This window comes from Micromonospora sp. CA-248212 (assembly GCF_050948405.1).
GTDB lineage: Bacteria > Actinomycetota > Actinomycetes > Mycobacteriales > Micromonosporaceae > Micromonospora.
Map to the genome: position 1 here is coordinate 3117085 of NZ_CP192023.1, position 17340 is coordinate 3134424.

18 protein-coding genes are annotated in these 17340 nt (G+C 74.4%); 5 read left to right on the top strand and 13 right to left on the bottom strand.

Annotation, left to right across the window (positions count from 1 at the left end):
- Position 1: 1 nt before the first annotated feature.
- A complete protein-coding gene (locus tag ACQP03_RS14860) occupies positions 2–730 on the bottom strand; it encodes a tyrosine-protein phosphatase (RefSeq protein WP_363660719.1) in 729 nt (242 codons plus the stop codon).
- 83 nt (positions 731–813) lie between these two features.
- Between ACQP03_RS14860 and rnhA the strand changes: the two genes are divergently transcribed.
- On the top strand, positions 814–1287 hold the full coding sequence (gene rnhA, locus ACQP03_RS14865) for a ribonuclease HI (RefSeq protein WP_357172202.1): 474 nt from the start codon (positions 814–816) through the stop codon (positions 1285–1287).
- On the opposite strand, the gene ACQP03_RS14870 is transcribed toward rnhA, so the two are convergent.
- The 3 genes from ACQP03_RS14870 to ACQP03_RS14880 all read right to left on the bottom strand — a co-directional run bounded on the left by ACQP03_RS14870 (position 1284) and on the right by ACQP03_RS14880 (position 3722).
- The gene (locus ACQP03_RS14870) at positions 1284–1526 is read right to left on the bottom strand and encodes a preprotein translocase YidC (RefSeq protein WP_357121644.1); all 243 of its coding nucleotides are present in this window, start codon (positions 1524–1526) and stop codon (positions 1284–1286) included. The two genes, rnhA and ACQP03_RS14870, sit on opposite strands and share 4 nt — an antisense overlap.
- Positions 1527–1690: 164 nt before the next feature.
- Positions 1691–2554: a pentapeptide repeat-containing protein gene (locus ACQP03_RS14875; RefSeq protein ID WP_357121647.1), complete on the bottom strand. Its 864-nt coding sequence runs from the start codon at positions 2552–2554 to the stop codon at positions 1691–1693.
- A gap of 76 nt (positions 2555–2630) precedes the next feature.
- Positions 2631–3722 (bottom strand): hypothetical protein, encoded by a 1092-nt coding sequence (locus ACQP03_RS14880; RefSeq protein WP_363660720.1) that lies wholly within the window; start codon positions 3720–3722, stop codon positions 2631–2633.
- A gap of 163 nt (positions 3723–3885) precedes the next feature.
- On the opposite strand from ACQP03_RS14880, the gene ACQP03_RS14885 reads away from it, so the two are divergent.
- Together ACQP03_RS14885 and ACQP03_RS14890 are read left to right on the top strand one after the other, a co-directional pair.
- A complete protein-coding gene (locus ACQP03_RS14885; RefSeq protein ID WP_363660721.1) occupies positions 3886–4494 on the top strand; it encodes a hypothetical protein in 609 nt (202 codons plus the stop codon).
- Positions 4495–4548: 54 nt separating this feature from the next.
- On the top strand, positions 4549–5151 hold the full coding sequence (locus tag ACQP03_RS14890) for an MBL fold metallo-hydrolase (RefSeq protein ID WP_363660722.1): 603 nt from the start codon (positions 4549–4551) through the stop codon (positions 5149–5151).
- 29 nt (positions 5152–5180) lie between these two features.
- Here the strand turns inward: ACQP03_RS14890 and ACQP03_RS14895 are convergent, their stop codons facing one another.
- Entirely contained in the window at positions 5181–5996 is an 816-nt protein-coding gene (locus ACQP03_RS14895; RefSeq protein WP_363660723.1) for a helix-turn-helix transcriptional regulator, read from the bottom strand.
- A 70-nt stretch (positions 5997–6066) separates the two neighbouring features.
- On the opposite strand from ACQP03_RS14895, the gene ACQP03_RS14900 reads away from it, so the two are divergent.
- Complete coding sequence (locus ACQP03_RS14900) at positions 6067–6783, top strand: SDR family oxidoreductase (protein ID WP_363660724.1); 717 nt, start codon at positions 6067–6069, stop codon at positions 6781–6783.
- A gap of 245 nt (positions 6784–7028) precedes the next feature.
- Complete coding sequence (locus tag ACQP03_RS14905) at positions 7029–8060, top strand: extracellular catalytic domain type 2 short-chain-length polyhydroxyalkanoate depolymerase (RefSeq protein WP_363660725.1); 1032 nt, start codon at positions 7029–7031, stop codon at positions 8058–8060.
- A gap of 11 nt (positions 8061–8071) precedes the next feature.
- Here ACQP03_RS14905 and ACQP03_RS14910 read toward each other — a convergent pair whose 3' ends face one another.
- The 8 genes from ACQP03_RS14910 to ACQP03_RS14945 all read right to left on the bottom strand — a co-directional run bounded on the left by ACQP03_RS14910 (position 8072) and on the right by ACQP03_RS14945 (position 17324).
- Positions 8072–9502, bottom strand: a complete 1431-nt coding sequence (locus ACQP03_RS14910) for a DUF6297 family protein (protein ID WP_357392700.1) — start codon at positions 9500–9502, stop codon at positions 8072–8074.
- Positions 9499–10122 carry an ABC transporter ATP-binding protein gene (locus tag ACQP03_RS14915; protein WP_355049939.1) on the bottom strand — a complete coding sequence of 208 codons (624 nt, stop codon included), beginning with the start codon at positions 10120–10122 and terminating at the stop codon, positions 9499–9501. Before ACQP03_RS14915 ends, ACQP03_RS14910 begins: the two co-directional genes overlap by 4 nt.
- A gap of 72 nt (positions 10123–10194) precedes the next feature.
- The gene (locus ACQP03_RS14920) at positions 10195–11541 is read right to left on the bottom strand and encodes a hypothetical protein (RefSeq protein WP_433461006.1); all 1347 of its coding nucleotides are present in this window, start codon (positions 11539–11541) and stop codon (positions 10195–10197) included.
- Positions 11538–12593, bottom strand: a complete 1056-nt coding sequence (locus ACQP03_RS14925; RefSeq protein WP_433461007.1) for a hypothetical protein — start codon at positions 12591–12593, stop codon at positions 11538–11540. The genes ACQP03_RS14920 and ACQP03_RS14925 overlap by 4 nt, the downstream gene beginning before the upstream one ends.
- Positions 12590–14356 (bottom strand): ABC transporter permease subunit, encoded by a 1767-nt coding sequence (locus ACQP03_RS14930; protein ID WP_357121674.1) that lies wholly within the window; start codon positions 14354–14356, stop codon positions 12590–12592. The genes ACQP03_RS14925 and ACQP03_RS14930 overlap by 4 nt, the downstream gene beginning before the upstream one ends.
- The gene (locus ACQP03_RS14935; protein WP_357121677.1) at positions 14353–15627 is read right to left on the bottom strand and encodes an extracellular solute-binding protein; all 1275 of its coding nucleotides are present in this window, start codon (positions 15625–15627) and stop codon (positions 14353–14355) included. Before ACQP03_RS14935 ends, ACQP03_RS14930 begins: the two co-directional genes overlap by 4 nt.
- On the bottom strand, positions 15624–16256 hold the full coding sequence (locus ACQP03_RS14940; protein WP_357172209.1) for an ATP-binding cassette domain-containing protein: 633 nt from the start codon (positions 16254–16256) through the stop codon (positions 15624–15626). The genes ACQP03_RS14935 and ACQP03_RS14940 overlap by 4 nt, the downstream gene beginning before the upstream one ends.
- A 90-nt stretch (positions 16257–16346) precedes the next feature.
- Positions 16347–17324 carry a helix-turn-helix transcriptional regulator gene (locus ACQP03_RS14945; RefSeq protein WP_357121683.1) on the bottom strand — a complete coding sequence of 326 codons (978 nt, stop codon included), beginning with the start codon at positions 17322–17324 and terminating at the stop codon, positions 16347–16349.
- Between the last annotated feature and the right edge of the window lie 16 nt (positions 17325–17340).

Below are 17340 nucleotides of genomic sequence, written 5' to 3' on the forward strand. Positions count from 1 at the left end.
CCTACCCGGTGAGGAGGCGGTCACGCAGCCGGGCGGTCAACGCCTCGTCCACGCCGAGCCGGTCGGTGGCGTAACCGACAACCGATCCGTACGCGTCGGTCAGATCGGCCAGGAAGTGCCGGATGATGGCCTCGGGCGCGCGACCGTACCCGGGCCAGAGCAGCTCACGGTCGGGGTTCAGCGCCTTCCAGTCGGCGATGAGGCGCGCGGTGGCCAGCTCGGTGAGCGCGAAGTCGGCGGCGGTCTGCTCCTCGTCGACGCCGAGCAGGGCGAGCAGCAGCGCGGCCAGCAGGCCGGTGCGGTCCTTGCCGGACGCGCAGTGGAAGACCAGCGGTGCCTCGGCGGCGGCGATCACCTCCAACGCCTGGCGCAGCTCGGCGGCCCCGTCCTCGGCGACCTCGGCGTACCGGTCGGCGAGGTGGCGCCACGGATCCACCGTCGGGTCGATCGTGGCCTGGTTGTAGGGGCGGTGCTCCACGCTGAGGTTGTGCCAGGCCAACCCGTCAACCTGCGGCGCGCGACCCCGTGCGGCGATTTCCGACGGATATCGCAGGTCGATCACCGTGCCGACGCCGAGGGCGTGGAAACGGTCCAGGTCGGCGCCCGCCAGCTTGCCCAGCGAGTCCGAGCGGTAGAGCAGCCGCCAGCGGACCGTACGCCCGTCGTCGGTGCGGTAACCGCCGAGATCGCGGAAGTTGTGCAGACGGTCGAACGCCACGTGCCGCTCCATCCGGCCGACCCTAGTGCCTTCGATGTCGCCGCGCCGGCCCCCGAACGGCCGGCGCACGGTCGCCGCCCGGTAGGTTGCCTGCCATGGTGGACGTGGCGGCCGGCAGGGGCGTGCAGATCTGGACCGACGGGGCGTGCAGTGGCAACCCCGGGCCGGGCGGCTGGGGGGCGCTGCTGCGCTACGGCGACCACGAGCGCGAGCTGTGCGGCGGCGAGGCCACGCCGACGACCAACAACCGGATGGAGCTGATGGCGGCCATCCAGGCGTTGGAGAGCCTGAACCGGCCGGTCACCGTCGAGTTGCACACCGACAGCACGTACGTGCGCAACGGCATCACGAGCTGGCTGGCGTCGTGGAAGCGCAACGGCTGGCGGACCGCCGCGAAGCAGCCGGTGAAGAACGCCGACCTGTGGCAGCGGTTGGAGGCGGCCTGCGAGCGCCACGAGGTCACCTGGCTGTGGGTCAAGGGGCACAACGGCCACCCGGAGAACGAGCGCGCGGACGGTCTGGCCAACAAGGGCATGACCGAGGCGCGCGCCGCGCTGGCGAGCCGCTAGCCCCGGCGGGTCGCGTCGGGGTGTCCCGGCATGCTCGACCCGCCGCCGCTGCTGCCGGACGAGCCCCCGGCAACACCCGAATTGTCGCCCTCGGTCACGATGTCCGGCCGCTCGTCGGTGTCGGCCGGCGCGGGGACCTCGGTGTCCGTCTCGACCTGCACCAACGGCACCTGGCCGGCCTCGTCCTCGCTGTGCTGCGGGTCGCCCGGCAGCTCACCGTCGCGTTTTCGGTAGCCCACGCCGTGCCTCCCGTCGGTGCCGGTCCGCGTCGGCGGTGGCTACCCGGCGGGTCACCCACGAAACCTCGTCCGCCGGCCGCTGCCGGCTCGGCGGCCGGGGTTGTCGGCGACGGGGTGTCCGGCCGGCGCGGGATCAGCCGGCGGACGCGGACCTCGTACCGTCGTCAGCGTCGCCGCCCACGGCGGCTCGCAGCCGGGGCGCGCACCGGTGTGAGCGCGAGCGCCGTCCAGTGCGGCGGCCGGGTCAGCGTCGCCGGCAGGGCCGTGCGCGCGTCACCACGCGCGGCGTCGAGCTGCGCCTGGTGCAGGAACAGCGTCGTCCGCAGGTCCGCGCCGCGCAGGTCGGCCCCGCGCAGGTCCGCACCCGTGACATCGGCCAGCGTGAGGTCCACGCCGCGCAGGTCGGCGCCGATCAGCAGCGCGCCGCGCAGATTGGCCCGGCGCAGGTCCGTCCGACGCAGGTCCACGCCGAAGAGGTGGGCGCCCCGACGGTCGATGCCCCCGGGAGCGCGCGCCGCGTCGCTGGCCCGCGACAGCAGCGGGTTGACCCGGGCCCGGTGCGCGTCGACGTCCACCGCGCGCAGGCGAGTCGGATCGCCCTCGGTGAGCCCGGTGATCTCGACGCGGGCGCGGTCCAGCTCGGCGCGCAACCCGGCCGAGGGGCCCAGCGACAGCGCCTCGGTGAGATACCAGAGCAGTTCGTGCAGCGGACGCAGCACCCGGAACGCCTCGGCCATCGCCGGCAGGGTCTCCGGAGCGTCCCGCCAGTCCCGCCCACCGAAGGTGACCTGCGCGACCTGCTGCCCCGCGCCGAAGCAGTCGAAGACGGTGCAGCCCGCGAATCCGCGCTCCCGCAGCTCCGGGTGGATGCCGCAGCGGTGGTCCGGGCGCAGGTTCGGGCAGGCCCGCCCGGCCGGCTTGTCGATGGCGAAGTCGGCCGACGCGGCGAAGGCCGGCACCACGCAGCACAACCCGAAGCAGCGCGCGCAGTCGGCCCGCAGCGGCGTCGGCCCGGGGCTGGGCGGCACGGGCACACTCCTCCTGGTCGGTGGCACGCGGGCGGTCACCAGTGTCCCGCCCGGCACCCGACGAGTCGAAGCCGGGTCACCCTCCGTGCGTGTCGCCGGCCGCCGCGGCACGAGGAACGGGGGTACGCGGACCCTGCGGCGGCGGCACCAGTCGGCGAACTGCCCGCTGCCCGTCGCCGTGCCCGTACTTCTGGTCGAAGTGCCGGGCCACGACGGCGGCCGGCGTCCGGTCGCCGTCGGCCGGCTCAGCCAGCGCGAACACCGCTGGCATCGCTCCCGGGCGGGGCGGCAGGACGGCGCGCACGGTCAGCGGGCCGGTCACCCGGAACGCCCGGCAGTCGACGTAGTGCTGCCCCTCCACCGTCACGTAGGGCACGCGCACTTCGACGACGTCGGAGTCCTCGTGGCGCAGAGTCACGGTCACCGACCAGTACTGGTCCAGGTTCGAGGTCTCCCGCTGGTGCTCCCACAGCTCCTCGAAGCGGGAGTGCACGAATCCGCCCCACGGGCTGTCCATGTCGACCTCGAGCTGGGGCACGTTGAACGACAGCTTCCCGATCGGGAAGAACGAGATCAGCGCCCGACTGTCCCACTGGTAGAGCTGGATCGACGGGGACGCGTCGTAGAGCCGTACCTGTAACCGGTGTCGCACCGCCGGATCGAGGCCGTCGGAGAACGCGGCGAGGTGCCGCAGGTTGGTACGGATCTGGCGCGGCACGTCCACCCGTTGCCGCTCCAACTCCTCGGAGCGTTGCTGCGCGGCCGTGCAGTCGGGATCGAGCAGGAGCAGTTGGACGTGGGCGCCGTTGCTGAGCGCCGCGCGTACGGCGTCGAAGGTCTCCTCGCGGTGCCGCTGCTCCAGCAGGATCGTCCAGGTGTCGAGGATGCGGACCCGGCGCGCCGAGCGGCGCAGGCGCGTCACGAACGCCGCCTGGTCGAAGCTCAGGTGCTCCTGCACCCGGGCTTTGCGGGCCTCTTCGAACAGCGGATCGAAGATGACGTACGAGATGGCCGCGAGCACGACGCTGGACCCGAGGTTGAGCAGCAGGTCGCTGAGGAAGCCGGCACTGCGCCAGGCGGCCACCAGCATCACCAGCGCGACACCGAGCAACGGCCCACCGACCACGAAGGCGCGTCGCTGGCGGCCCCGCCCCGCCCACTTGGGCATCCGGTCCCCTTCCGTCGTGGCCCATGCCCGCCGAGATGCGGAGGATACGTGCCGGCTTTGCCGCTCGCTGTCCCGTTCGCGACCGGCGGTTTCGTCGGTCGGGCCCGCTGTGCCACTCGTAGGGTGACGGTATCGGAGTCGGGCGAGCGCGGAAGGTGACGGTGTGGACGACGCGGAACGCGAGAAGGCGCTGTTGAGCGTCCTCAACACCGAGCACTACGCCCTGCAGACGTCCCGCGCCGGCACGATCGACGAGGCCACCGGGCGTGCCACCATCTTCCTGTCCGTGCTGTCGGCGGCCCTGATCGGCCTCGGTTTCGCCGCCGGCAACGACCAGGTGGTGCGGCCCTATCTGGGCGCGGTGCTGCCGACCCTGGTGATCATCGGCGGGCTGACGTTCCTGCGGTTGGTGGAGACCACCGTGGAGAACTCGCTGGACATGAAGCGCATCCAGCGCATCCGCGCCTACTACCACCACCGTCTCGCCAGTGAGCACGACTTCTTCGCCGACGCCGTGGCGTCCGACGACAGCGCGGATACGGCGCGGATGCTGGTGGGCACCCGGCCCGGACGCTGGGAGTTCCTGCTCACCACGGCCGCGCTCGTGGGCGCGGTCAACGCGGCACTGGTCGGGTCGGGCGTGGCCCTGGCGCTCGGCATGGTCGGGGGCTGGCACTGGCTGATGGTCGTCGCCGGGGTGGCGGTCGCGCTCGCGGCGTTCGGAGCGCAGTTCCTCTACATCGTCCGCATGTCACCGGGGCGACGGCGGTGACGGTGCTGCCGTCGACGGTCAACTCCGGGGCGAGGGCGCGGGTACCGTCGTCGGATGCGGATCACCCGATTCACGCACTCCTGCGTCCGCGTCGAGCAGGACGGCGCGGTGCTGGTGATCGACCCGGGCACCTGGAGCGAGCCGCGCGCGCTGGTCGGCGCGGACGCCGTCCTGGTCACTCACGAGCACACCGACCACGTGGACGTGCTGCGGCTGGCCGGGCTCGGCGTGCCGGTGTACGCCCCCGAGGGGGCCCGGCTGCCCGACCTCGCCCCGCTGCCGGTCACCCGGGTACGTCCGGGGCAACGCTTCACCGCCGCCGGCATCCCGGTGAGCGCCCACGGCGGCCGGCACACCGTGATCCACGAGGGTCAGCCCGACTGTCCCAACCTCGGCTATCTGGTCGGTGACGGGCTCTACCACCCGGGCGACTCGGTGCACGTGCCGGACGAGCCGGTGCACACCCTGCTCGTGCCCGCCCAGGGGTCGTGGCTCCGCCTCGACGAGGCGATCCGCTTCGCCCGCGCGGTGGGCGCCGAGGCCGCGTACCCCATCCACGACGCGCAGCTCAACGATCGTGGCCTGGCAAGTGTGGCCGGCTGGTTCGCCGAGACCATCCCCGGCTACCGCCACCTCGCCCCGGGCGACACCGCCTGAGCGACGCGGCCGTCCGCGCGTCCGTCGTTTCAGATCGCCTGTGTGGCCAGCCCGCGCAGGGCCCGCGCAGCAGGTGATCCGGGGTCGGCCGTCATCAGGACGACTTCCTGGTCATCCTCGGGCACGAGCAGGACGTCGCAGTTCAACCGCAGCGCACCGGCCGCTGGATGGTCCAGGGTCTTGGTGCGATGCCCGGGAGCGTGGACCGGACGCGCCGCCCAGATCTGCCGGAACTCCGCACTGCCGGCGTGCAGTTCGGCCAGCAGCGCGGCCAGCTGCGCGTCACGCGGGTAGCGGTCCGCGGCGCGGCGCAGCCGTGCCACCACGATGTGCCCGAACTCCTCGGCGCTGGAGCTCTCGTACATCCGCCCCTGGCCCAGGAAACGGCGTCGGGCCAGGTTCGTCGTCCCGCCTCCAGGGTCGGCGCCGAGCAGTGCTCGGGCCAGCGGATTCCAGGTGACAATGTCGTACGCCGCGTCCGTGACGATGGCAGCGGTCTCCGGCAGCCGCTCCAGCATCCGGGCCACGTGCGGGCGCACCCGCCGCACGGCGCTGACGCCAGGTGGCGCGCTCGAACCGGCCAGGCGGAACAGGTGGCTGCGCTCGGCCGGCGTGAGCCGCAGCGCGCGGGCCAGCGCGTCCAGGATCCGGGCCGACGGCCGCGGCCCCCGCGCCTGCTCCAGCCGCGTGTAGTAGTCGACCGACATGTGGGCGAGCTCCGCCACCTCTTCGCGGCGCAGACCCGGTGTGCGGCGGTCGGTGCCCGTCACCGCCAGGCCGATATCGCCCGGACGCAGGGCCGCCCGGCGGTCCCGCAGGTAGTGCGCCAGCTCCTGCCTCGCCATGTCGCCTCCTGAACTGCCTGGTACCGGCTGTCCCTGACAGAGCACCCCCCGACCAGGGAAGACTCGCGTCATGGATGAACGCACAGCTCTGGTCACCGGTGCCAACAAGGGCATCGGCAAGGATATCGCCCGACTGCTCGCGGCCGAGGGTCTCACCGTGTACGTGGGCTCCCGTGACCCCGGGCGCGGGCAGCGGGCCGTCGAGGAGATCGGAGCCGGAGCCCGTCTGCTGATCCTGGACGTGACGGATCCCGACGCCGTCGCCGAGGCCGCGGCTCAGATCGACAGCTTGGACGTGCTGGTCAACAACGCCGGCATCTCGCCGTCCCTCGATCCGCCGACCGGCGCCGGCATCGAGGAGTACCGGCACACCTACGAGACCAACGTGTTCGGGGTGGTGACAGTGACCAATGCCTTCCTGCCCGCCCTGCGCCGGTCCCCGAGTCCGCGCATCGTCAACATCTCCAGCGGCACCGCGTCGCTGACCTGGAGCACCACCCCCAACCCCCAGTTCACCCCGGGAAGCGGGGCCGCCGCCGCCTACCGGTCGTCCAAGGCCGCTCTCAATGCCCTCACCGTCCTGTACGCCCAGACGCTGGCGGAGGACGGCTTCAAGGTCAACGCGCTCGCCCCCGGCCTGCGGGCCACCGATCTCAACCCCCGGGCCGCCGCTGCCGGCGGTGACCCGGCCGAGGCCGCGCAGGGTGCCCTCCGCCTGGCCCTGCTGCCGGACGACGGCCCCACCGGTGGCTTCTTCTCCTGGGACGGAACGCCCGTGCCCTGGTGAGTCATTGGCGCCGCCGCCCGCTCGCCGACGCCGTCCGCGCGGGGGTCCTGATGCCCCATTTCCGGGGCAGCTCGACAGGGCCCGGATGGAACCTCGGCAGGCGCGTCGCCACGACCCTCGTGGGTGGGCCGCGCACACACCGGCATCGACAAGCGTGTCGGTCGGGCTCATGTCGGGTGTGGTCCACGTCACGGTAGCTTCGGCGCGCGTCGACGCCCCCGCCGGCGCTGCCGAGGAGAGCGTCCATGACCACACCGCGCAGAGCCGCCACCGCCCTGACCGCCGTCCTGCTGCTGATCCTGACCGTCGCGGCCCCCGCCCAGGCCGCCACCCCCGCCACCACGCCACCGGTGTCCGGGGCGCTGGGCAGCTACAACATCTCCGGGGTGTACGTGGCCGGGGTGTCCTCCGGTGGCTACCTGGCCACCCAGCTGCACGTCGCCTACTCGTCCCGGATCCGGGGCGCGGCCGTCTTCGCCGCCGGGCCCTACTACTGCTCCCAGAACACCGTCGCCCAGGCGCTCTACGGCTGCGGTGACAACATCTACCCGACGAACGTGTCGGCGCTGGAGACGTACACCCGCACCTGGGCGTCGTACGGCTGGGTCGACCCGGTCGGCAACCTCTCCGGTGACCCGGTGTACGTGTTCCACGGCAACAACGACACCGCCGTCAAGAAGTCCGTCACCGACGACCTGGTCCGCTACTACCAGCGCTTCGGCGCCAGCGTGCAGTACGACAGCGGCTCGGCCGCCGGTCACGCGTGGGTAACCCCGTACGGCACGCTGGGATGTACGGCGACCGCGTCGCCCTACCTGAACGACTGCGGCACCGACCCGCAGAACGCCCTGCTGCGCAAACTGCTCGGCGGAGTCAACGCGCGCAACACGGGAGCGCTGGGCGGCACGCTCGTGCGCTTCGACCAGAACACGTTCGCCGTCAACGGCTGGGCCAACGGGTTGAGCATGGACGCCAACGGCTACGCGTACGTCCCGTCGGCGTGCGCGGTCGGCCAGTCGTGCCGGCTGCTGGTCGCGCTGCACGGCTGTGTGCAGGGGGCCGGGTCGGTGGGTACGGCGTTCGTCGACCGGGCCAACCTCAACCAGTACGCGGACACCAACAACCTGGTCGTGCTCTATCCGCAGGCCGGCACGGCGCTGAGCAACCCCAACGGCTGCTGGGACTGGTGGGGCTACCTGGGCGCGACCAACTTCCCGATCAAGGGCGGCGCCCAGCTCGAAACGATCATGAACATGGTCCGCCGTCTGGACGGCTGACGGCGACGGCCTCAGCCCAGGAACAGCTGGAGCAGGACGACCACGGCGAGCAGCGCCGGCCCCCGGGAACCCTGCCGCAGCAGGTCGACCGGGACCATTCCGAACGGCGTGTTGACCGTCGCGCCGCCGTAGTCGATCGGCGGGCGGGTGCCGGCCCGGAAGGCGGCGGCCACCACCCCGAGCACCAGCGTCGGCGCGAGCCAGGTCGGGCCGGCGTCGACGCTGGGCAGGCTCGGCAGGGTCAGCAGCCACCACAGGCCCGCGCCGATCGCCGGCACCACCACGTGGACGCCGCGCAGGAGAGCGTCGCTGCCGCCGAGCGCCCGGCGCAGCCCGGCCGACCGGCTGACCGCGCGCAGCCCGCCGGTGAGCCGGTTGACGGCGAGATAGGCGAACACCACCTGCGCGGCCCCGGCCAGGCCGGGCAGGGCGAGCGCGGCGGCGTACTGGACACCGACGAGACCCGCCCAGATCAGCAGCGCGCTGGGGTGCCGGCGCAGTCGTCGGACGTCCGCCTGGAGCAACGCCCACCAGCCCGGACCGGGCAGGAACCGGCTGCTGCGGACCCGGCCGACCCGCCGCCAACGACGGCTCTCCACCAGGCCGGTCAGCAGGCTCGGGTCGAGCAGGATCGTGGCCGTGGCGGCGGCGTTGGCGAACTGCGCGCCGGTGGTCAGGGTGGCCCGGTCGACGACGGGCAGCGCGCGTACCGCCAACACCGTGGCGACGACCGCGAGCGGCACGGCGACGGCGACCAGCGCGATGGTCGGCGTCGACGACGGCCGGGGCAGTCCCTCGCCGAGGCGGCCGGTGAGCACCACGACGGCGGTGATGACCGCCGCGGCCACCATCGGGACCGCGCCGGCCAGGGCCGGCCACCGCCGTCCCGTCCGGCTGCTCTGGGCGACGACGCTGAACGCCAGCGTGGCGGCGCCCCATCCCGCGCCGGCGGCGGCCGCCCAGCCCAGGGTCGCCGGGTCGCTGACACCGCCGAGCGCCGCTACGGCCACCCCGAGCGCGGCCGTGCCCACCGCCGCGCCCGCCACCAGGACCGCGAGGCGCGGCGCCAGCCAGGCCCGCCGATCGATCGGCGCGCTGGTCACCCAGCTCTGGGTGGCCGGGGTGACCAGCAGCGGGCCGAACGCGCGCAGGCCGCGCCAGACGAGCCCGGCGCCGGCGAGCAGCGCGGCGAGGGCCAGCCACCACCGCACCCCCGGCTCGGCCTGGCCCACCGTGGGGGAGTCCAGCATGTTGCGACTGGCGCTGATCGCGAACCAGCCGTACATGCCCACGAACAGCACCATGACGTAGGCGTCGCCCAGCACATCGCCGAGCGAGTGCTCGTGGTGGCGGCGGCGGGCGCGGCGCAGGTGCGTACGGACCTGTCGGGCCGTGGGCAGCCCGGCGGGCGCTTCGGCGATCGTGGTCGGCGCGGCCGTCACCGGCCGATCTCGATCCGCTCGTCCACGACCGCGTCGATCAACTCCGGGTCGTGCGAGGCCATCAGCACGGTGGTGCCGGCGTCGCGTTCGCGCCGCAGCCGGTCGGCGAGCCACTGCCGTCCGGCGACGTCGAGGCGCTGTTCCGGCTCGTCGAGGATGAGCACCCGACGCGGCCGGACGAAGCAGGACGCCAGCGCGAGCCGGCGGCGCTGCCCGCTGGACAGGGTGACCGGGAGTTGATCACGGGCCGGTTCCAGGCCCAGCTCGGTGAGCACCTCCTCGACCGGCTCGGCGTTGCCCCCGTGGGCGTACGCGACCAGCTCCAAGTGCTCGACCACGGACAGGTCGGGGAAGAAGTCGATGTCGTCCAGGGCGGCGGCCACCAGCGAGCGCACCTGCGGGTCGGTCTCGTCGGCCCGGTACCCGTGCACCCGCACCTCGCCCGCGTCCGGCCGGTCGGCGCCCACCACGCAGCGCAGCAGAGTGGTCTTGCCGCTGCCGTTGGGGCCCAGCACCACCGCGATCCGGCCCGGCGGCAGCGTGAAGGTCACATCGTCGAGCACGACCAGGTTGCCGAAGTTGCGGCTGAGTCCCCGCACCGAGAGAGCGTCCACGGTCACACACTCTCCCAGACCGACGCCACCGACCACGACGAGCGATCGACATCACGCCGACCCGGGGGGACACACCGCTCAGGGGGTGGCCGGTGGCGCTTCGACGTCGGGTACCAGGCGTTCGTCGGCGGCGGCCAGCGCCCGGTCGTCGCCGACCTCCTCGGCCACCGTCGCCGCGTCCGCCCACCGCCGCCGCGCGTCGGCCCGGTCGCCCAGCGCCGCGGCGGCGTCGCCCAGGTAGAGCAGGGTACGCGCCAGCCCCGCCGTGGGCCGGACGTCCTCGCGCAGCCGTCGGCTCTCGGCCAGCAGCTCGTACGCCGCCCGCGCCTGCCCCGGCGCGCTGGTCAGCAGCGTCGCGCCCGCGTTGAGCAGCGCCGCGGCGCGGCTGGTCGGGTCGTTGACCGACTCGTACTCGCGCAGCGCGGCCCGCCAGGCCTGCGCCGCGTCCAGGTGCTCGCCGAGGCTGGCGTGCACCAGCACCAGGTTGGTCAGCGCGGCGGCGTAACCGCGCGCGTCACCCACCGACCGGAACGTGTTCGCCGCCCGCACCAGATGGTGGTGTGCGGCGTCCAGCTCACCCCGGGCCAGCTGCGCCGCGCCGAGGCCCAGCTGGGTGAGGGCGTGCCCGGCCCGGTCCGCGGACGAGCGGTGCCGGCGGGACAGCTCCAGGTGCTCCACCGCGTCGTCGAGTTGCCCCAGGTCGAGCAGGGCCAGGCCGAGGTTCATCCGCGCCTGGGCGGTGCCCCGCCGGCCGCGTTCGGCCACCGCGAGCGTGAGCGCCGCCGCCGCCCCCTGCGGGTCGTGCCGACGTCGGCGCAGCACGCCCAGCTCGTTGTGCGCCCAGCCGGCGATCTCCGGTCGGTCGTCGGCCGTCGGGGTGGCCAGGACCGTGCGGCACACCTGCTCCCACTCGTCGAGCCGTTCGACGTGGGCGAGCCACCCGCACAGCGCCACGGCCAACCGGAACCACCACCGGCGTACCCGTCGGGGCAGCGTCTCGGCCGCCCCGGCGGGCACCCGGACGACCGCGAGCAGCAACTCCTGGTGCAGGTCGAACCAGCCGTACGGGTCGTCGTCCAGCGGCAGCGACCACTCCCGGTCCGGCGGGGAGCCCAGCACGGTCAGGTTGGCGGCGTGCCGCTCCGCCCGCCGGGCCAGATGCCGGGTGAGCCGGGCCTGCGCGGCGACCCGGGAACGGGCCGGGTCGGCGTCGCGCAGGTGCAGGCGGGCGTTCGCGGCGAGCAGCGGACGGACCTCGTACCGGTCGCCGGGGGCGCCGACCACGAACGCGGCGGCGGCCAACTGGTCCAGCAGCCCGGTGATCCGCTCGGGGTGCCGGCGGGCCAGCGCGGCGATGGTCGGCCGGTCCACCGGGGCCGGCGCCAGCGACATCAGGCGGTAGAGCCGGCGGGCCTCGCGGGTCAATGCCCGGTAGGCGGTGTCCTGTTCGGTGACGAGCTGGGCCGCCGGCGAGACGGCGACCCGCTGGTGCGGCGGGTGCGCACCGCCCGGCGCAGCGCGTCCAGGACGTCGACGTGCCGCCAGCCGTGCTGGGCCGTGCGGTAGCCGAGCGCGCGGACGGTGCGCGGCTGCCGGCCGCACAGGTCGACGATCTCGCGCACGGCCGGATCGGTACGCGGGTCGGCGCGGCGGACCCGGGCGGCCGGGGCGGCGCCGCCAGCGGCGGCGAACAGTTCGACCGCCTCGTCCGGGCCGGGCTCGGCGATCCAGTGCTCCACCACCCCGTTCAACCCGCTGAGCGCGGGACCGCCGGCCAGCAGCAGCCGGCAGGTGCGCGCGGTCGGCGGTAGCAGCGCGCGGACCTGCTCGGGCCGGTCGACGTTGTCCAGGACCAGCAGGATTTTGCGACCGTCGATCTTGCGGCGGATCGCGGCGGCCGCGGCCGCGAGGGCGTCCGGCCGACCGGACACCGGCGGCGCGCTGCCCAGGACCCCCGCCAACGCGGTGAGCACCTGCCGGGGAGACCGGCGTCGACCGCCCCGGCGCAGGTCGAAGTGGTACTGCCCGTCCGGGAAGTCCGCCCGGCACAGGTTCGCCGCCTCGATGGCGCAGGCCGACGTGCCCACCGCCCGCCGGCCCAGCACCGCCACGGCGTGCTCGCGCGCGAGCAGGTCCAGCACCGCCCGCACGTGCTCGTCGCGGCCGGTGAACCCCGCCGTGTACGGCAGGGTCGGCACATCCTCGACCGGCGTGCTGACCACATCGGTGGGCTCCGGACCGGTCTCCCGCCCGGCCCGGCGCTGATGCGCGTACACCGCGAAGCCGATCGCGCCGACGAGGCCGATCACGATGCTCGCCGGGCCGAGCAGCTCGGCGGCCGGGCCGAGCGCGCTGCTCACCAGCTCGGAGAGCAGGTTGATGCCCACGTTGCCGAGCACGCCGCCGAGCAGCGAGACGACGGCGGCGAGCAGCGGCCACCTCGGCCCTCGACCGGGCGCGCCGGTGGGGCGGGTCACCGTACGCCCCCGGAGACCAGGCCGGCGACGAGTTGCCGCCGGGCGAGCACCATGAGCGCCACCGGCAGCACCGAGGCGAGCACCGAACCGGCTGCCAGGACCCCGCTGTTGGACACGAAGCCGCGGCTCTGCCCGGCCAGGAACAACCCGAGCGGAGTGGCCTCCGGGCTGCTGAACAGCAGGCCCACCGCCAGGTCGTTCCAGACCTGGACGAACTCCAGCACGGACACGGCGACCACGGCGGGCAGGTTGTGCCGGGCCAGTCGACGAAGCGTGCCCCACCACCGCCGGCCGCCGAGGCGAGCGCCGCGCACCTGGTCGGCCGGTAGGTCAGCGAACGCGTTGCGCAGCACCAGCACCGCGAACGGCACCCCCAGCGCCACGTGCACCAGCGCCAACCCGCGTGCGGTGCCGGAGGAGAGCACCAGGCCGAGCACCTCGTTGACCGGCCCGGCGATCACCTGCACCGGGACGACGGTGGCGGCCATCAGCAGCAGGCCGGTCGCCTGCGCGGCCGGCCCGGTCAGCCACGCCAGCGGGTACGCGGCCAGCAGCCCGACGACGAGAACCGTCGCGGTGACGACGGTGGCCAGCAGCAGGGTGAAGCCGAGCGCCCGCCACAGCTCGTCGCCGCCGAGCAGGGCCTCGTAGGAGCCCGCGCCGGGCGGGGCCGACCACCAGCCCTGCGCGGCGGCGTCGACCTGCCCGTGCGCGGAGGTCGCCAGCAGCACCACCAGTGGAAAGAGCCAGGCCACCGCGGCGGCGGCGGCGAGCACCCGGAACAGCCGGCGCGGCGGCCGCGTCGGCGCCGCGTCGGGCGTCGCCTCGACCCGCGGCGGCGGCCACGCCTGGCGGACGAAGAACGCCGCCACCAGCATTCCGGCGGCCACCGCCGCCAGCCAGACGACGCCGAGCGCGGCGCCCTGCCCGGTGGTGGTGCCGCCCGAGGTCTGCCAGACCCGCAGGGCGAGCACCGCCGCGTCGTCGCGGACGGACCCGGGCGTCATCACCAGGATCAGGTCGAAGGTGCGGCTCGTGCCGAGCGCCACCAGGGCGAAAACCACCGCGACGGTACGCAACAACAGCGGCCGCCACTGCGCGTCCCACAGGACGTGTCGCCGGCCGCCACCGTAGGCGCGTACCGCGTCGGCCAGGCTCGGCGGTACGCGGTCCAGCGCGGCCCGGAAGACCAGCACGGCCAGCCCCACCCACGCCCAGACGAACGCCGACATCAACGCCACCGTCACCAGGCCCGGCCCGAGCAGTTGCGGGGCGTCCTCGGTGGAGCGGCCGGTCACCCGCGCGGCGAGCAGGGTCACCAGGCCACGGGTCGGGTCGGGGTCGTACATGAGCCGGAAGGTCACGCCGGTGACGACCAGCGGCAACGCCACCGGCACCAGCAGGATCAGCCGGACCAGGCCACCCTCCTGGGAGCGGCGCGACACGACGGCGAACAGGTAGCCCAACGCCGTCACCACGGCCGGCACCAGCACCGCCCACAGCACCGTACGGCCGACCACCGCGCCGGTGTGCGGCGCGGCGAGGGCGGCCCGGAAGTGCTCCGCGCCGACCCAGCGACCGTCGGTGGTAACGCTGGCGTGCAGCGTGCGCAGCACCGGCCACAGCACCAGCGCCCCGAGCAGCAGCGCGGCCGGCAGCAGCAGCGCGGAGGTCGCACCGGCCGCCGGGTAGGCCCGGCCCCGGCGCGGCGGGCCGACGTCGTCGAGCACCGCCAGCTCGCCGAGCACCCGGGTCTCGCTCACCGGTCACCGCCCGCCTCGCGGGCCGCCGCGGCGAGCTGCCCGGTGGCGTCGTCGATCGCGCGGCGGGCCGGCACGCCGCCGGTGACGTCGGCGAAGAAGTCCTGCATGATGCGCCAGATGCCGACGCCGTCGGAGCCGGTGAACGCCCCCGGCAACTGGTCGGAGAGGTCGAAGTGCAGGGTGTCCGGACCGCGCATCTCGCGGGCCAGTTGCCGGCGGACCGGGTCGGCGTACTCGGTCAGCGCGATGGTGGTGTTCGGCGACAGGTAGCCGCCGGCCCGCAGCCAGGGACCGAACGAGTCGGCCCGGGTCAACCACTCGACCAGCTCCAGTCCGCCCCGGTCGTGGTCGAAGGCCACCGCGACGTCGCCGCCGACGATCAGCGCGCCGCTGCCCGCCCCGGCGCTGGGGAAGCGGAAGGTGACCGGCTCCTCGGCGCCGCTGCGGAACCGGCCCACCACCTCGGCGGTGAAGTCGGCCTCGAAGACCATCACCGCCCGCCGTGAGCGCACCACCTGGATCACCGACTCCTCGTACTGGGTGAGCAGGGCACGTTTGCCGCCGCCGGGGAACGCGCCGTCGATGCTCCACAGCTCGGCGAGCCGGTCCAGGGTGTCGCGCACCGCCCGGCCCTGCCAGTCACCCTCGGACGCGGCGAGGGCGTCGTAGGCGGTGGGCGCGAGGTCGGCCAGCACGTTCTCGAACCAGTCGGTGAGGACCCAGCCGTCCGCCGCGCCGATGGCCAGGGGCGCCGGACCGCCGTCGCGGGCGAGCGCGCCGAGGCGGCGGGTCAGCGAGACCAGTGCGTCCCAGCTCGTCGGCGGCTCGGGCAGCATCGAGGGCAGATGCCACACCAGGGACTTGTGCGCGGCCTTGACCCACAGGCCGTAGCGCTGCCCCTTGGCTATCAGCAGGTCGCCGAGGCCGATCGGCACCGCGTACTCGGTCGACGGTCGCACCGGGCGCAGCCAGCCCCGCGCGGCGTACTCGGTGACCAGGCCGGGACGCGACAGGATCGCCACGTCCGGCGAGGTGCCCGCGAGGTGCCGGGCGCGCAGGAACGCGTCGATGTCGTTGCCGGCGCTGACCACCCGCACCGGAGCGGGGTACGCGGCCACGACCTCGCGGAAGCGGTCCAGCTCGCCGCCGCTCCAGACCACCGCCACCTGTATCGAGCGGGTGCCGCCGCCGCACCCGGCCGCCGTGGCCGCCGCGCCGACGGCGGCGGCGCGCAGCAGGGTACGGCGGCTGAGGCCACCGGCCGACGTCACCGGGGGACCTCGTCGGGCTCGGTGACCAGGTGGTGCCGCGTCGGGATGTCGGCCAGGGTGGACGGATCGGCGGTGCAGACGAGCGTGGCGACCCCCGGCGTCTCCGACGGGGCGAGGCGGGGCAGCAGGTCGCCGAGGCGGCTGCCGCCGGCGGGGTCGACGGGCAGGTCGACGACGAGCACCTCGGGTAGGCAGACGGCGGCGCGGGCCAGCGCGACCCGGAACCGCTGCGCGTCGGAGAGCACGTGCGGGAGCAGGTCGAGCGTCGGCGCCAATTCCAGCCGCTCCACCACCGTCGCCGTCCAGTCGTCCGCCATCTCGTGCACCCGTTCGCGTTTGCGTTGGCCGTACTCGATGTTGCGCCGCACGGTGAGCTGCGGCAGCAGCGCGCCGCCCGCCGGCACGTAGCCGATCTGCCGGCGTGGTGGCGGCAGGGACGTGACGTCCCGCGCGCCCACCATGATCCGACCGGTGACCGGGGCGGCCAGGCCGGCCAGCACCCGGGCCACGGCCGTGCCGACCCGGGGCGGCGCGACCAGCGCGGCCGTCTCGCCGGCCGCGACGTCGAGGGTGACCGGCCCGGTGCCGGGGACGGCGACCAGCGCGCGTAGTCGTAGCGTTGCCCTCACCTCCGGTGACCGCTGGCGACCGTCCCAGGGTGGCACACGTGGCCGACAGTCGATGTCCCGCCGATCTTCCATTGTGGAAGGCGACGGCACCTACCGGGGGCCGTAGAGGGCTGCCAGGCCGGCGGCCGTGGCGGCCAGGAGCTCGCGCAGCGCGACCGGGGTCAGCACCTCCACGTCGGCGCCGAGGCGCAGCAGATCGCCGTGGGCGTGGGTCAACGACTCGATCGGCAGCACGGCGGTCACCCAGCCCTGGGCGTCGGCGGGACCGGCACTGGCGTCCACGGCGGCCACCACCGGATCACTGCCGATCTCCCGCAGCCGCTGCCGGCCGGCGGGGGACAGGCGTACGGTGGCCTCGTCCTGGTGCAGTCGGGCGCGGAACCGCACCACGTGCTCGCGCCACCAGGCCGGCAGGTCGAAGTCGGCCGGCCGGTCGAACTCCTCGTCGAGCGAGGTCAGCGCGAGGATCTGGTTGACCCGGTAGGTCGCCGGCTCGGACCGGCCCGGTTGCGTGGCCACCACGTACCATCGGCCGCCCTTGAGCACCAGGCCGTACGGCTCCAGCACCCGGGTCACCTCCCCCCGCCAACTGCGGTACCGCACCCGCACGCGCTGCTGCCGCCAGACGGCCTCGGCGGTGCGGGCCAGCTCGGGGGAGGCGTCGCCGTCCGCGTACCAACCGGGTGTATCCAGGTGGAAGCGTTGCTGGAGCTGGGTGGCCCGGTCGCGCAACGGCGTGGGCAGCGCCTCGTTCAGCTTGAGTCGCAGCGCCGCCACCACGTCGCCGTAGCCCAACTCGTCGGCGGGGCCGGGCAGCCCGGCGAGGAAGAGCCGCTCGGCCTCCTCGGCGGTCAGGCCGGTCAGCCGGGTCCGCCAGCCGTCGACGAGCTGGTAACCGCCGGCGTGCCCGGCCTCGGCGTAGAGCGGGATGCCGGCGGCGTGCAGCGACTCCACGTCGCGGTAGATGGTGCGTGGGGAGACGGACAGCCGCTCGGCGAGTTGCGCGGCGGTCAGCCGGCCGTGCGACTGGAGCAGCAGCAGGACGGAAATGAGTCGACTGGCCCGCACTTCACTGACACTAGCT

Excerpts from the sequence above, each read along its gene's own strand:
- ACQP03_RS14890 (WP_363660722.1), top strand. The coding sequence starts at position 4,549 with ATGCGGATCACCCGATTCACGCACTCCTGCGTCCGCGTCGAGCAGGAC.
- ACQP03_RS14905 (WP_363660725.1), top strand. The coding sequence starts at position 7,029 with ATGACCACACCGCGCAGAGCCGCCACCGCCCTGACCGCCGTCCTGCTG.
- ACQP03_RS14895 (WP_363660723.1), bottom strand. The coding sequence starts at position 5,996 with ATGGCGAGGCAGGAGCTGGCGCACTACCTGCGGGACCGCCGGGCGGCC.
- ACQP03_RS14880 (WP_363660720.1), bottom strand. The coding sequence starts at position 3,722 with ATGCCCAAGTGGGCGGGGCGGGGCCGCCAGCGACGCGCCTTCGTGGTC.
- rnhA (WP_357172202.1), top strand. The coding sequence starts at position 814 with ATGGTGGACGTGGCGGCCGGCAGGGGCGTGCAGATCTGGACCGACGGG.
- ACQP03_RS14860 (WP_363660719.1), bottom strand. The coding sequence starts at position 730 with ATGGAGCGGCACGTGGCGTTCGACCGTCTGCACAACTTCCGCGATCTC.
- ACQP03_RS14900 (WP_363660724.1), top strand. The coding sequence starts at position 6,067 with ATGGATGAACGCACAGCTCTGGTCACCGGTGCCAACAAGGGCATCGGC.